This window comes from Psychrobacillus sp. FSL H8-0487, from assembly GCF_038008385.1.
Lineage (GTDB): Bacteria > Bacillota > Bacilli > Bacillales_A > Planococcaceae > Psychrobacillus > Psychrobacillus psychrotolerans.
The window spans coordinates 470,770-485,289 of sequence record NZ_JBBOZA010000001.1 but is presented as its reverse complement, the minus strand read 5'-3'; the positions used below and the strand labels follow the sequence as shown (position 1 = coordinate 485,289).

Sequence of the window (14,520 nt, the reverse complement as noted above, 5' to 3'; positions counted from 1 at the left end):
AGGTCTTGTCATGAAGCCAGTAATTCTTGCTGAAAAGCCTAGTCAGGCAAAGGCATATGCAGATGCTTTTAAAGTAAAACGTCACGAAGGATACATAGAAATCAATCCATGCCCTATTTTTCCAGAGGGAGCCCATATTACATGGGGAATTGGTCATCTCGTTGAACTTAAAGAACCAAAAGCATATGATCCAAAATGGAATAAATGGTCATTAGCTAGTTTGCCTATTTTGCCAGATAGCTATGAATTTCAAGTTGCCAAAGGGAAATTCAAGCAATTTTCCGTAGTAAAAAAATTACTTAAATCTACTGATACTGTTATTAACGCTTGTGACGTAGACCGTGAAGGGTCCAATATTTTCTATAGTATATACAATCAAAGTGGTGCCCGTGGACAATTGATTAAACGCTTATGGATTAATTCATTGGAAGTAGATGAAGTACTGAAGGGTTTTAGTAATTTACAAGATAATCGTAAAGATCTTTTATTATACGATGAGGCCAAGGCTCGTCAAATTAGTGACTGGTTAGTAGGCATGAATGGATCCAGATTATATTCACTTCTGTTGCAGCAACAAGGTATTAAAGAGGTATTTCCTATAGGACGGGTTCAATCACCGACTATATTTTTGATATATCAACGTCAAAGAGAAATCGAACAATTTGTATCGGAGCCTTTTTATGAGATAGAGGCAACTTTCCAGGCAGAAAAGGGGGAATATAAAGGGAAAGCAAAAGCGAAAGATTCCAACAGAGAAAAGATTCGAGAACTCCTTTCCCAACATAATATTCAACCTAACTCTCCTGGAGTAATTAGTTCAATAGAAAAAGTCGATAAGCGGATACCACCACCTCAACTTCATTCATTGTCGACACTACAGGCTACCGCCAATCGATTATGGAAAACGAGTCCTGCAGATGTACTGAAGACAATGCAGGGTCTTTATGAGAAAAAGTTAGTTTCTTATCCGAGAACTGATGCAAGACATATTACGCCAAACGAATTTTCCTATATAGAGGCTCAGGTTTCTGCTTATCAACAAATCATTGGACATCCTTTTGAAGTAGCTTCACTAGCTCCTAAAAAACGATATGTCGATAGCTCGAAAGTTCAGGAGCATTATGCTATTATTCCAACGAAGAAGCTCCCGACACCTGCAAAATTAGCAGGACTTTCAAATATTGAGCGAAATCTCTATGAAGAGATTGTCCGTACTACATTGGGTATGTTTCATACCGATTACTTATATACAGAAACAAAGGTTACAACAGAGGTGAATGGTTTAGCCTTTTTCACAACTGGAAAAACGGAACGAGATCAAGGATGGAAAGCATTATTCTCTCGCTCAACTAAGGATAAAGAAGAACAACCTCTCCCACCTCTACAGGTACAGGAAAAGGTAGAAAGTAATATTGGTATAAAAGAAGGAAAAACGCTGCCTCCGAAGCCATATACGGAAGGCCAGCTTATTGCCATGATGAAAACCTGTGGGAAGCTTGTAGAGGATAAAATGGAAACTGAAATCTTAAAAGAAGTGGAAGGTCTCGGTACAGAAGCAACTCGAAGCGGAATTATAGAAACGATAAAACGCCATGGCTATATTAGTGTAACGAAAAATATAGTTTCTATAACCGATAAAGGACGCGTCCTCTGTCAGGCTATTGAAGGTAATCTTCTCGCTAGTCCATCTATGACCGCTAAATGGGAAACCTATTTACGTAAAATTGGAAACGGAGAAGGCTCGATGGATCGTTTTCTAGGTAGTATCGCTAAGTTTATCCAAAGCTTGATGGACGAGGTTCCAACCCAATTAAAAACAAAGCAGATTAATATAAAGCTAGCGCCTCGGGCATCAAAGTATGACTCTAAATTTAAGAGAGATCCAATAGTAACATGTCCTAAATGTCAAAAAGGGTCCATCATTGCACATAAGAGCTTTTATGGATGTACAGAATACAAAAATGGTTGCACCCAGACCTTTAATGGCTACTTTTTAAAGAAAAAAATAACCGCTAGCCAAATAAAACTGCTTTGCACTAAAGGAAAAACAAACGTGATCAAGGGATTTGAAGCTGAAAACGGTCAAAAGTTTGATGCGAGCTTAACTTTTGTTGAAGGTAAGATAAAATTAGAGTTTAAAAAAGACTAATTTTTAGTGGTCGATCGATTTTTCGGAGGCATCAATCGATTATCGGCGGAAATCGATCGATTATTTAGGGACATCAATCGATTTTGAGCTGTGGTCGATCGATTATTATCAAATACCTGGTTTGAGAAGTCACTACTATTGAAAAGGCTGATCTTCATAACGAAGATCAGCCTTTATTCATTCAAACGGGTACGGATATACGACAGTTCCATTTCTCCCTGTTGTGGTTTTGGCCTGTGACAAAGAATTTAAAATCGCCTCTTCCGTAACCTCTGCCACTCCTTGGAATAAGTCATTCATAATGGGATGATCATCTCTTAATTGCTGCCTTGTCTCCACACTTTCTTCCAAACTGTGTTGAATTTTATGAGCAGTCGAAAAAGCTATGACGATATCACCACTACCATTACTAAAATGACTACCAGTTCTACCAAGCCCTACCCCACATCGCTTAGCAAGTCGAGTAAGTTGTCTATTGCTTAAAGGTGCGTCTGTTGCCAATACAATCATGATTGAACCATCTGCAGGCTCAGGAAAGTTTGGGACATTTACATTTTCATTCACCAAATACCGTGAGGCCTGGAATTCCTCTTTTCTTCCGAAGTTACTAAGGACCATACAACCGATAGTATAGACTGCATCACTAACTTGAACAATACGTGAAGAGGAACCAATGCCCCCCTTATAGCCAAAGCAAATCATCCCTTTACCTGCACCAACAGCTCCTTCAGGTGAAGTTTCTGACGAAGCATTTTGAATACACTCAATCGCATGCTTCGGTTCAATAGGTAGCTTTCGAATTGAATTTAACCTACTGTCATTGCACTCTCCTACCACTATATTAATAGTCCCAGTAGAATCCCCTATTGTAGGATTTCTTTCTAGCATATACTCTAAAGTTCCCTGCGCAACCGCTGGAATACCAAATGTATTCGTCAGCATGATAGGTGATTCAATTAAGCCAAGTTCGTTCACTTGTATAAGTCCTGTGGTTTTTCCAAAACCATTTAGAATGTAACTCGCCCCAACTACTTTCTGTTGAAATAAATTACCCCCATGAGGCAAGATTGCTGTGACTCCTGTACAGGCATATTCTCCTCCTCCAAGTGAGCTATCTAATGTAATATGTCCGACTTTAACATCGTGTACATCTGTTATGCAGTTCTTTTTCCCAACAGGGAGTCTTCCTATTGTCACTCCCATTTGTCTAATTTTTTTAGGCTCCACGTTTTCTATCCCCTTATTTTAGAGACTTCTTTCCATTTATGACTAAAAGACTCCTCGCAAAAGTCTAATTTTCCACCATATAAACGAAGAACATCTTTTATTTCTTCTGCTAAGTATTTTTCATTTCGATTGTTCGCAAGACAGGGATATCCAGAACCTCTTTGTAAATAATCAGAGCTACCTACTAAATACCATTTATCATCTTCTAATATTTCGTCATTTACATAGATTGAATGAATTTGCTTCCCATCATGTTCTATTTGAAGTCCTGATGCATGCAGCCTCCCGACAAATCGTCCTCTAAATCCTGGACCTCTTCCATCTGCCAGACATACTTGAGAATCTAACGATTGCTCTAAAGCTTCTTTTAGATACTTACCTTGAATTTCAAAGGAAGTTGGATTTAACGGAGAAGGACATATCTCTATAAGTTTTTTTTCTGTCATTTCATGAAATATTCCCGCATTACAAATACCACTATTAATAAGACCAATTTCTGTACCTAACATATCCTTCAATCCGTCAGCTATTAGGTTAGAAATAGGGTTCTCTTCCACTACGTCATGCCATAAAGAATGTTCTAGTGAATACAAAGGTTCACTTAAAACTTTTACAGCTCTTTCTTTATTTAACCTTAAAATAGAGTCTATCTGTTCACTCTCTTGTATATCCTTTGTAGAGATAGTCTGTGAATGGAGAAGATGTACTGTTCCCCCGTCTATTTCTATTTCCATAATACCTATATGTTCTCCATAATTTCCTGCACTATTCATAAATGTCTTATTAATAACCTGTGCCTGTTCAAATAATTTATGATCATGTGCAGAAACAATAATATCAATCTCTTTAATCTCTTTAGCAAGCAGTTCATCTGCAAAAGTACCTACATGGCTAAGTAATATACATATGTCATAATTACCTTCATTATTGGTTATTTCTTCTTTTATAGCATTCGTGTAATCAGTCAAATAAATACCTAATCCTTCATTAAATACTCCCATATCGGGAGAAGATCCCGTAAGGAGAATTCGAAGCCCGTTTTTTTCTAAAATAACACTAGATTTAACACCACTTATATGAGAACGATCTTTTTTATACAAGTTATTACTTATAAAAGGAATAGGACTATTACTCGCCATATTCTCTAGAGTATCTATTCCATTGAACATCTCATTGTTACCTATTGTAATCGCATCGTAGCTACCAGCTTCTAATAACTCTATAGCTGCCATACCTTTAGTTCCTTGGAGCTCAATGCTTTTAAAATCAGCAAAATCTCCGCCATCTAAAACAATTGTATTCTCATCTTTATGTTGATTTATTAACGTAACTACTTTTTTATAGTTCTCGAAATTACTATGTACATCATTAGTATGAATAATTTTAAGTCTCATTTATACACCCCTAGTCAGATTTCCCTTGATAATTATAACATATTCTAATTTTTCTAATTATTTATTTTTACCAATATAGATTATTCCGGAGTGTTTAGGGAATGAAATAATAAATAGAACTAGGAGGTTGTAAAATGGAATTACTACAAGTGAATGGTCGGATAAACAAAAAGAAATTAGCACTTAGTATTCTTATACCGGTGGTTGGCGGCTCTATCACAGGTTGGATTGCCAATAAAAATGCCCAAGAAAAATATAAAAAACTAAAACAGCCATCATTTTCACCCCCTGGGGCAGTCTTTCCGATTGTATGGACCACTCTTTACGCAACAATGGGAATTGCTAAATATCGTGTAGACCAAAAGGTGAAAGATATGAGAACGGACTCAACACCAGCTATCCCCTTATACGACTTACAATTAGGTTTAAATTTTTTATGGTCATTTCTATTTTTCCGTTGGGGCTTACGAGGAACTGCACTTGTAGAAATCAGCCTTATGCTAGCATCCATTGCGTTAACCGCGTATGAGTTTCAGAAATTGGACAATACTGCAGGAGTTTTAATGATGCCTTATGTAGGATGGGTTACCTTTGCACTTGGTCTGAATTATTCCGTATGGAAATTGAATAAATAAATTCTTTAGTATGCATGAAGTCTATGTATGGGTCCCGGCTAAAATCAGGACCCTTATCTTCTTCCCCTCAATATTTCTGTACTACTTAAATAGTCTAAGAACTAATATGATAAATTCTAATTCTTTACAGTAAATGAACAAATTCACACAATAATCTAGCTGTAAATTTACCGGTGAAAGAATTACAAATGAGAGTAATTAATGTATTATATGATTATTATAGGTTTTAAATTATTTAGGAGGAGAGTCCCATTTATCTTCAACATACTATTGGAAAAAAGGTTAAGGAAGCTAGGTTAAATAATACTTTAACTCAACAAGAACTAGCCGAAAGATGCAGTCTTACGAAAAGTCATATTTCAAAAATAGAAAATGGACAAGCCGCCCCTGCTGTGGCAACACTATCAAAAATAGCACAAGAGCTAGATACTCCCTTGTCTTGGTTTTTAGAGTCCAATCTTCACAATAAATTATCCATAGTGAAAAGCAAGGATAAAAAATTAAAAATTGGAAATAAAGACATTGGCTATACTTATGAAGCGCTCGCAAATCGTCCTCGCTTTAGTAAAGTAGAACCAGTAATAGTCACCGTCCTACCTGAAGCTGAATATGTAACGCCATTTACCCATAGTGAAGACGAGTTTATTTATATTCTAAACGGGTCGATCAACCTTTATTATGATGGTGAGTTACATTACTTGGAACAGGGTGATAGTGCTTATTTCGAAGGAAACACTCCTCATATTTTTATTTCTGCAGATAAGAACAAGGAAGCAAAAGTACTGACATTTTTTATACAAAATACCCCCCTTTAATTTATGGAACTGCCCGTATTTTTACCTTTCTCATATTTACTAGTCCTCATTAATAATTATTTCTCTATTTTTTGAATTTACTTCGATTTCTGAATAAATTTTAGATTTGGTATTTACAAGTAATAATTATTAATGTATTTTTGTGTAATAGCATTCAACTAGGTTGAATGCTATTACACAAAAATAAGGGGTGTATGTCATGTCAAACACAAGAGTTCCAGGATTTTATCGTTTATCACCTAAAGAAAGATTTGATATTGTTACGGAAGGTCGCAATTTAACAGATGATCAGTTAAAGCATTTATCTGGGGAGAATCCACTTTCGATGGATTTAGCAGACTCAATGATAGAAAACGTAATTGGACAAATAGGCATTCCACTTGGAATTGCAACCAACTTTAAAATTAATGGAAAAGATATGTTTATCCCAATGGCTACGGAAGAACCTTCTGTTGTAGCTGCTGCTAGTAATGCAGCAAAAGCAAGTTATGACCATGGTGGTTTTTTCACATCAATGAGTGGAACAATCATGCGTGGTCAAATTCAGGTATTAAATGTAGCAGATCCTTATGCTGCAAAAGCCAAAATCTTTGAACATAAAGATGAAATTTTAGCTTATTGTAATGTGCAAGATCCAACATTGGTTTCATTGGGTGGAGGGGCTAAGGATATAGAAGTTCATATTATTCCAACCAACTCTCAAATAATGTTAGTAATTCATCTAATTGTAGATACAAAAGATGCAATGGGTGCAAATGCTGTTAACACAATGGCAGAAGCAGTCTCTCCAACTATTGAGACAATTACTGGTGGTAAGGTTGTATTAAAAATAATATCTAATTTAGCAGACCTTAGACTCGTTCGCGCAAGAGCAATTTTTTCAACAGAGGCACTTGGTGGCAAAGAGGTTGTGGATAACATTGTAAGCGCTTTCGAATTTGCAGATTATGATCCTTATCGAGCAACTACACACAACAAAGGAATAATGAATGGAATTTCTGCTGTAGTCTTGGCAACTGGAAACGATACTCGTGCAGTAGAAGCCGGAGCACATGCCTATGCTTCTATATCTGGACAATATAAATCTTTAACAAAATGGGAAATAAATGCGGATGGCAACTTATCCGGTTCTATTGAGTTACCAATGGCTGTTGGGATTGTTGGTGGTGCAACGAAAACACATCCGGTGGCACAAGCTGCCCTTAAAGTAATGGGAGCTAGCTCTGCTGAAGAACTTGCAGGTTGTATAGCAGCTGCAGGACTAGCACAGAATGCTGCAGCATTACGGGCCTTATCTGCTGAAGGTATTCAAAGAGGTCACATGTCTTTACATGCTAGAAACTTAGCGGTAATGGCTGGCGCAAAAAAATCAGATATAGATAGAATCGTCGCACAAGCTGTCAAAGAGAAAGACCTTAGATATGACCGTATCTTAGAAATAACGAAAGCAACTCAAAGAGGTGAATAGGATGGCAGATAACCATAAATCACCAACTACTGATTTGAATAAAAAAACAAAAACATATTTAGAAATACTGGGAGATACAATTCTACCAAATCAATTACTTTTTGCGGTTTTAATAAGCGTAGGTATTAGTTTAGGAGGTTACAATATCGGCCTTTGGTTACTCCCTTCTATCGCTAGTGAAAGTATGGTAGCTTCTTACTCATTGCTTATTGGGATTTTAGGTAGTGTTTTCTCTTTAGTACTTTGTTCCATTCTTTTTAAACCAAAAAGAATATTAGTTGAAGAAGAAACTTCTTCTGAAAGTATGAGACAAGTTTTTGAAGATTTACAATTAGATCCTCTAGAAGAATTAGAACTAATCGAAAATGATCCAATCACTAAGAAAGAATTGGAAGAATTCGGAGTTTTAAATAGTTTTCTTGCACTTAGAGAGGAGCAGAAGAAATGAGTTTACTAATTACAGCTATTTTATTTGCATTACTTGGTGCAATTGTCTTCTCTTTAATAGGATTGATATCTGGTACTGATGAGACAGCTATTATGGTCCCACTTACTTTGTTAGTAATCCTTCTTGGTGCACCTCCAGCCGCCGTTTTTTCATTTTTTATGGCAGCAGTTCTAGCAAAACATCTTACACATGCCGTACCAACTGCATTAATGGGTATACCCGGTGATACTACAGCTGTTCCATTAATAGATCATGCGAACACTTTAAGAAGAATGGGTATGCCACATATAGCACTTAGGAAAATGATTTCAGGTGGAATTATTGGTGCATTCATCGCTTTACCAACTGCTGTTCTATTAGGCCAGTTTTTGGGTCAATTCGCTGACTTCTTCAAATCATCAACAGGAATAATTTTTACACTAGCTGCTATTCTAATCGCCTTTTTCTCTAAAGGTAAATGGGTAAGTATTTTAATGATTATTCCATTCGCTTTCTTTATTAAAAGTTTAGATTTAGTGAGTTTTAGCATACTCGATAAGCATTTATCTATCAGTTTCTTTTTAGGAATTGCTATAGGTCCAATTTTTTGTGATCTTTTATTCGCGACCTCCTCTAGCGCTAGAAAGACTATTGAAAGAGATAAAGCTAAAGAATATCATCTGGCTCCTGAAACAAAAACGTGGAAAGGATACTTTCCGAACCCTTTAAAAATTTTAACTGGAAGACAACAAGTATTCACTTCCATTACAACTTTTATTTCTTCTCTTACTTTTGTTTTTAGTCCTGTAGGAATGACTTCCCTAATGGGTGAAATTGTCGGTTCCCGTACAAAAGGTGCCTATAAGAAGTCTACTACTAGTTTAGCAGTAATGAATGGGGTAACAGAGTCTACGTATATCGCAGAAGTAATCATCCCATTAATAGCTTTTGGGATTCCACTAAGTCCTGTTGCTCTTGGTCCAGGGTCACCATTATTTAATGCACCACCAGTATTCACTGTCGACCCTATAAATAATTTGCATACCTACCTAACTTCATGGGAGTTTTTCCTTTACGGTGCAATTGGACTCATTATCGCTTCGTTAATCGCCTATCCTTTTTCTATGAACTATGCAAGAAAAGCTTCTGTACTAGTGATGAAGCTTGTAAGTCAAGAAGCTATTGTTGCTATGTTCATTGGACTTGCTTGTTTACTTGCCTTCCACGAAGCACAACTTGTTGGTATTGTACTTACGTTCACAGTGGCAGCAGTTGGTGGTCTTCTAAATCGCATTCTTGGAATTGGCGCTGGTGTACAATTTATGATTTTCTATGCGTCAACTTGGATTATGATGACGCTCTTCGGAATATAAGTAAAAGGAGTTTTTAATATGACAACACCCAGGTTTCCTAAAAGTGTAAGCATTAGAGAAGTAGGACCACGTGATGGATTACAAAATGAAAGTAAATTTATTCCAACAGATGAGAAAATACAATGGATAGATCACTTATCTAATTCAGGTTTAAATTATATAGAAGTTACTTCTTTTGTAAATCCTACTTGGATTCCTGCACTTTCGGATGCAGAGTATGTTGCAAAACATATTAAGAAAAATCCAGACGTCACTTATGCTGCCCTTGTTCCAAATACAAAAGGGTTATTCCGCGCCTTAGAGAGTGGTATTGATGAAGTCGCTGTTTTCATCTCTGCAAGTGAGACTCATAATAAGAAAAATATTAATAAAACTATTTCAGAAACAGAGATTGACTTATCGGAAGTTGTTAAAGAAAGTATTTCCAATAAGAAAACAATTCGAGGATATATTTCCACAGTTTTCGGTTGCCCTTATGAAGGAAATATAGAAACTGATCAGGTAATACGATTAGCAGATTCCCTATTTGAAATGGGTATAAATGAATTATCATTAGGTGACACAATTGGGATTGCTAATCCCGTTCAAGTGAAGCAAGTTTTAGAGCAACTTCTTAAACGATACCCCGCAGATAGTATCGCAATGCATTTTCATAATACCCGAGGAACTGCTTTAGCAAATGCACTAGCTTCATTGGAAATGGGTATTTCTAAATTCGATAGCTCTCTGGGTGGTTTAGGTGGATGTCCTTATGCTCCAGGAGCATCAGGCAACTTGGCAACTGATGACTTAAATTATATGCTCACAAATATGGGTATTGAAACAAATATAGATCCAAAAAAACTCAACGCAGCCGCACTGTATATACAAAGTAAACTTCAAAAACCTTTAGATAGTTATAGTGTGAAATACTATGAATCTCAACATAAATAATGAAAAGAAAATAAATTGACTAATTTCTAGTACCAAGTATCAAATGGCTGATACTTGGTACTTTTTTCTTCCTTACTAATACCTGCTACACTCCCCTTAACTTTCATCATTTTTCTAGTTTATAGCAATTATATAATTACCAAACACCTTAAATTTACACGCAACTTTGCAACGACATAAATTTTATTTTTCCAGTTCTTTATATTCAATAGTTATTAGTTATTTTTTATCAGAGAATAAATTACTCCAACTACTTCTTACCTGTTTTTAAGGAGATATTCTAATTTTTACAATTTTCCCTCAAACCTGTCATTTTCTTTTGCTATAATCTATCCGAAATATAAATTTGTTTAGGAGTGGATAAAATGATAAAAAAGAGTCTTTGGAATCATGCTTGTAATAAGGTTGCCGTTTCCCTCATATTAGTAGTTTCCATGTTTGTCCCATTTATAATTGCACCTAGTGTTCAAGCTGCAGAACCTATTAGCGTCTCAGAAGCAATTTCAAATAACACAGGGACCGTGACAGTTCAAGGATATATCGTGGGAACTGCTAATTCTGGAACTTCCTATGATCAGGAAGCTCCTTTTACAGTAGCTACAAATATTGGATTAGCAGATTCACCAAATGAAACAAATCCATCTAATATTTTACCGGTTCAATTACCGACTGGAGCACTTCGAACAGCACTGAATCTAAAAGATCATCCTGAAAACTTAAAAGCAGAAGTAACCGTAACTGGATCATTAGAAGCTTACTTTTCTGTTCCAGGTCTAAAAAGTCCAACTGCTTACACGATAATCTCTGATGGAGAAACTCCACCTGAATCTCCAGAAGTAGAGTTGTTGGAAAATATTGTTGCAGCTCGAGTAATTACTAACCCGGACAAATTAGTTAAAATCACCGGAACTGTCACTACTGGGATGGGGTATTGGGGCGGCAATGGCTTCTATCTTCAAGACACGTCGGCAGGTATTTATGTATTTACCTCTTCGGCAGATGTAAATCCTGGTGATGTCATTGAGCTGGAAGGTAAAGTTAGTCCATACAGTGGAGAATTACAAATTCAACCTACTAAAATATCAAAAGTTTCCTCAAGCAATGAATTACCACTAGAACAAATCATTACACCAGCAGGAGTCAATGAAGAGACTCAAGGTGAACGAGTAAATTTGAATAATGTAATAATTAATAATTTGACTAAAATCAATGACTATGGAACATTCGAATTTACTGCAACACACGAAAATGGAGAGTCTGTTGTTATTCGAAATGACAATAGAAATGGTCTTGACTACAATACGTTTGTTCAACGCTATAAAGCAGGCGATTTAGTTAATATTTCTGGTATCGCGTCTAAATTCAATACAACTTATCAAGTAAAAACACTTGGTTTAGACAGCTTTAACTTAGTGAATAAACCTGCAGTCTACACGGATATATTCCCTGGGACAATATCAGAAGGAACTGAAATTTCTTTATTTACTCCAATCGATGGTGCAGCCATCTATTACACACTAGATGGGTCAACACCTTCAACTGAAAGCATGCTATATACTGGACCAATTACTTTATTAACGAATACGACGATTAAGGCCATAGCTGTTACCGATACAACATCAGAAGTATTTTCTTTTACATTTGATGTGTTAAAAACAAATAACCTATCAATTCGTGATATTCAGGGACTATCCCACTTCTCAAATTATGAAGGTGCAACAGTTCAAGAGATTACTGGTGTTGTAACTCATCTCTACAATTCAGCAAACTTTGTCATTCAAGATGTTAATGCCGATGATGACAATACTACATCAGAAGCATTAATCGTCAATAAGGCTTCTAATGGTTTAGCAGTTGGAGACTTAGTTACAGTAGCAGGATCCGTGGAGGAATGGTACTACGAGGGCTATTCAGATATGAAAGCAAATGATCTTCCTATTACTAGAATTCGTGCAACTTCGGCTACCAAATCTGGAACAGCAGAATTACCCGAACCTTTAGTAATTGGTGAAGATATTTTTCCTCCAACCGAAATAATTGATAATGATAGTTTAACTACGTTCGATCCATTAGAAGATGGAATAGACTTTTGGGAATCCATTGAATTGATGCGTATAGCTGTACCAGATGCAAAAGTTATTGGACCGCAAGAATATGGAGAAATACCTGTAATTGCAGGGAATTCTACGAACACACAGTTCAATGTATTAGGCGGAGTAAACATTTCTGCAAATGACTATAATCCTGAGAGAATATTAGTATTAACAGGAAATGAAAAATATGATGCTAAATCAGGTGATTATTATACTGGGGACATTGTGGGAGTGATGGGCTTCGGCTTTGGTAATTTCAAGCTTTGGGCTGAGGAGTCTACTCTACCTCCAATTACTCGAGTTGAAAAACCAAATGTAGTGACAGATATCGAACCTAACGAAGATAAATTAACTGTTGCAGCATACAATGTTGAAAACTTTTCAACAAATACTGAAAACACCCCTGATGAAAAAGTAGCAAAAATTGCTACGTCTTTCGTGGAGAATATGAAATCACCTGATATTATCACTCTTGTAGAAGTTCAAGATAACGATGGCCCTACCGCTTCTGGAAATACAGATGCCTCGGCAAGCTATCAAAGGTTAATCACAGCAATTGTAGCTGCTGGTGGACCAGCTTACGCTTGGACCGATATAGCACCGGAGTACGACCAAGATGGTGGACAACCTGGTGGGAATATTCGTGTTGGTTACTTGTACAACCCTAATCGCGTATCCCTTTCCGAAGGAGTAAAAGGAAGTTCAACGGATAAAGTAGTATGGGACGAAGCTGGAAACCTCACTTTGAATCCTGGCAGAATTCTTGACTTACCACAAAAAAATACACGTAAGCCATTAGCTGCACAATTTGAGTTCCAAGGAGAGAAAGTAGTAGTAATTGGTGCTCATTTAAATTCTAAAGGTGGAGACCAGCCATTATACGGTAAAAACCAACCTCCATTCCTTGGCTCTGAGGCAGAAAGAATTGAGTTAGCCACGATGATTAACCAATTTATCCAATCTGGTATAGAAAAGAATCCAGATTTAAATGTAATCGTTGCTGGAGATATGAATGATTTCGAATTCACCCCAACACTTGCTGCACTAAAAGGTGACATCTTAACAAATATGGTAGAAAAAGTACCCGTGGGTGAGTGTTTCTCCTATTTCTACCAAGGGAATAACCAAGTACTTGACCATGTTCTAGTTACCAATAATCTAGCAAATAAAACTGAAGTAGATATGATTCACATTAATGCTAACTATATGGACATTCATGGACGCGCTTCCGACCATGACCCAGTTCTTATTCAAGTGGATTTGAACGAGCAGGTTACTAAGACTCTTTCTGCAAATAAAACAGCATTTGAATTAGAAAAAGGCAAAAAAGCTAATATTAAGCTAACTGAAACAACTGAGGGCTCAAATACAACTGAGGATGTTACACAAAAAGCTAACTATAGCGGTTTTAATAGCAAAATTATTTCCGTAAACAAAGGTGAAATTACCGCTAAGTCAAGTGGGACAACAATTATTACAGCAACGTATGGTGACAATTCAGTAACGATTAAAGTAACTGTCCATACGGCAAATAATGGAGAAACTATTATTACTGAAGATAAAGTAGATACTTCAAAAAGTATTATTACGGTGGATGGCTCTGTGATGCATAATGCTGGAGATGTTAAAATCCGTTTTACAGAAGCAGCTACTAGCAAGATTAACGCTACAAATAAAGACGTTGTGATTAATCTTATGAATGGGACATTCTCGATAACTGCAAAGAACTTTGATGTACTTGCAGCAAGTGGGCAATTTACTTTGCACTTGGATTACCATGTACCACCAGGGTTACTAAAGGAAAAAAATAATCATAAAGTTAAGGACGACTTGAAACTTAAAGATATGAATTTCCTTGATAGCAGTAACCAAAAAATCACAAAAGGATTTACTGATTATTTTATCATCACTACTGAAGGGAAAAAAGGAACTAAGGAAGCCGCTTACTACGACCAAAAGTCTAAAAAGTGGAAGTTTAAAAAGATTAAGTAGATATTAAATAACGA

10 protein-coding genes are annotated in these 14,520 nt (G+C 36.4%); 8 read left to right on the top strand and 2 right to left on the bottom strand.

All coding sequences use genetic code 11. The features are described from left to right. Positions 1 to 10 precede the first annotated feature (10 nt). Positions 11 to 2,149, top strand: a complete 2,139-nt coding sequence (locus MHI47_RS02390) for a type IA DNA topoisomerase (protein ID WP_340829324.1) — start codon at positions 11 to 13, stop codon at positions 2,147 to 2,149. A 177-nt stretch (positions 2,150 to 2,326) separates the two neighbouring features. Here MHI47_RS02390 and MHI47_RS02385 read toward each other — a convergent pair whose 3' ends face one another. Together MHI47_RS02385 and MHI47_RS02380 are read right to left on the bottom strand one after the other, a co-directional pair. Then, entirely contained in the window at positions 2,327 to 3,352 is a 1,026-nt protein-coding gene (locus tag MHI47_RS02385; RefSeq protein WP_340831986.1) for a DmpA family aminopeptidase, read from the bottom strand. Positions 3,353 to 3,381: 29 nt separating this feature from the next. Further along, positions 3,382 to 4,770: a bifunctional metallophosphatase/5'-nucleotidase gene (locus MHI47_RS02380; protein WP_340829323.1), complete on the bottom strand. Its 1,389-nt coding sequence runs from the start codon at positions 4,768 to 4,770 to the stop codon at positions 3,382 to 3,384. A gap of 134 nt (positions 4,771 to 4,904) precedes the next feature. Here MHI47_RS02380 and MHI47_RS02375 point away from each other — a divergent pair, with 134 nt between their 5' ends. The 7 genes from MHI47_RS02375 to MHI47_RS02345 all read left to right on the top strand — a co-directional run bounded on the left by MHI47_RS02375 (position 4,905) and on the right by MHI47_RS02345 (position 14,506). Then, positions 4,905 to 5,405, top strand: coding sequence for a TspO/MBR family protein (locus tag MHI47_RS02375; protein ID WP_340761368.1), 501 nt, complete (start codon positions 4,905 to 4,907; stop codon positions 5,403 to 5,405). A gap of 251 nt (positions 5,406 to 5,656) precedes the next feature. After that, positions 5,657 to 6,220 (top strand): helix-turn-helix domain-containing protein, encoded by a 564-nt coding sequence (locus MHI47_RS02370; RefSeq protein WP_093536035.1) that lies wholly within the window; start codon positions 5,657 to 5,659, stop codon positions 6,218 to 6,220. 199 nt (positions 6,221 to 6,419) lie between these two features. Further along, positions 6,420 to 7,688 carry a hydroxymethylglutaryl-CoA reductase, degradative gene (locus MHI47_RS02365; protein WP_093536037.1) on the top strand — a complete coding sequence of 423 codons (1,269 nt, stop codon included), beginning with the start codon at positions 6,420 to 6,422 and terminating at the stop codon, positions 7,686 to 7,688. Position 7,689: 1 nt separating this feature from the next. Beyond that, positions 7,690 to 8,136 (top strand): hypothetical protein, encoded by a 447-nt coding sequence (locus tag MHI47_RS02360; RefSeq protein WP_340768127.1) that lies wholly within the window; start codon positions 7,690 to 7,692, stop codon positions 8,134 to 8,136. Beyond that, positions 8,133 to 9,488 (top strand): tripartite tricarboxylate transporter permease, encoded by a 1,356-nt coding sequence (locus MHI47_RS02355; RefSeq protein WP_093536041.1) that lies wholly within the window; start codon positions 8,133 to 8,135, stop codon positions 9,486 to 9,488. Before MHI47_RS02360 ends, MHI47_RS02355 begins: the two co-directional genes overlap by 4 nt. A gap of 18 nt (positions 9,489 to 9,506) precedes the next feature. Further along, positions 9,507 to 10,421 (top strand): hydroxymethylglutaryl-CoA lyase, encoded by a 915-nt coding sequence (locus MHI47_RS02350; RefSeq protein WP_340829320.1) that lies wholly within the window; start codon positions 9,507 to 9,509, stop codon positions 10,419 to 10,421. Positions 10,422 to 10,786: 365 nt separating this feature from the next. After that, complete coding sequence (locus tag MHI47_RS02345; RefSeq protein ID WP_340829318.1) at positions 10,787 to 14,506, top strand: DUF6359 domain-containing protein; 3,720 nt, start codon at positions 10,787 to 10,789, stop codon at positions 14,504 to 14,506. Positions 14,507 to 14,520: the final 14 nt, after the last annotated feature.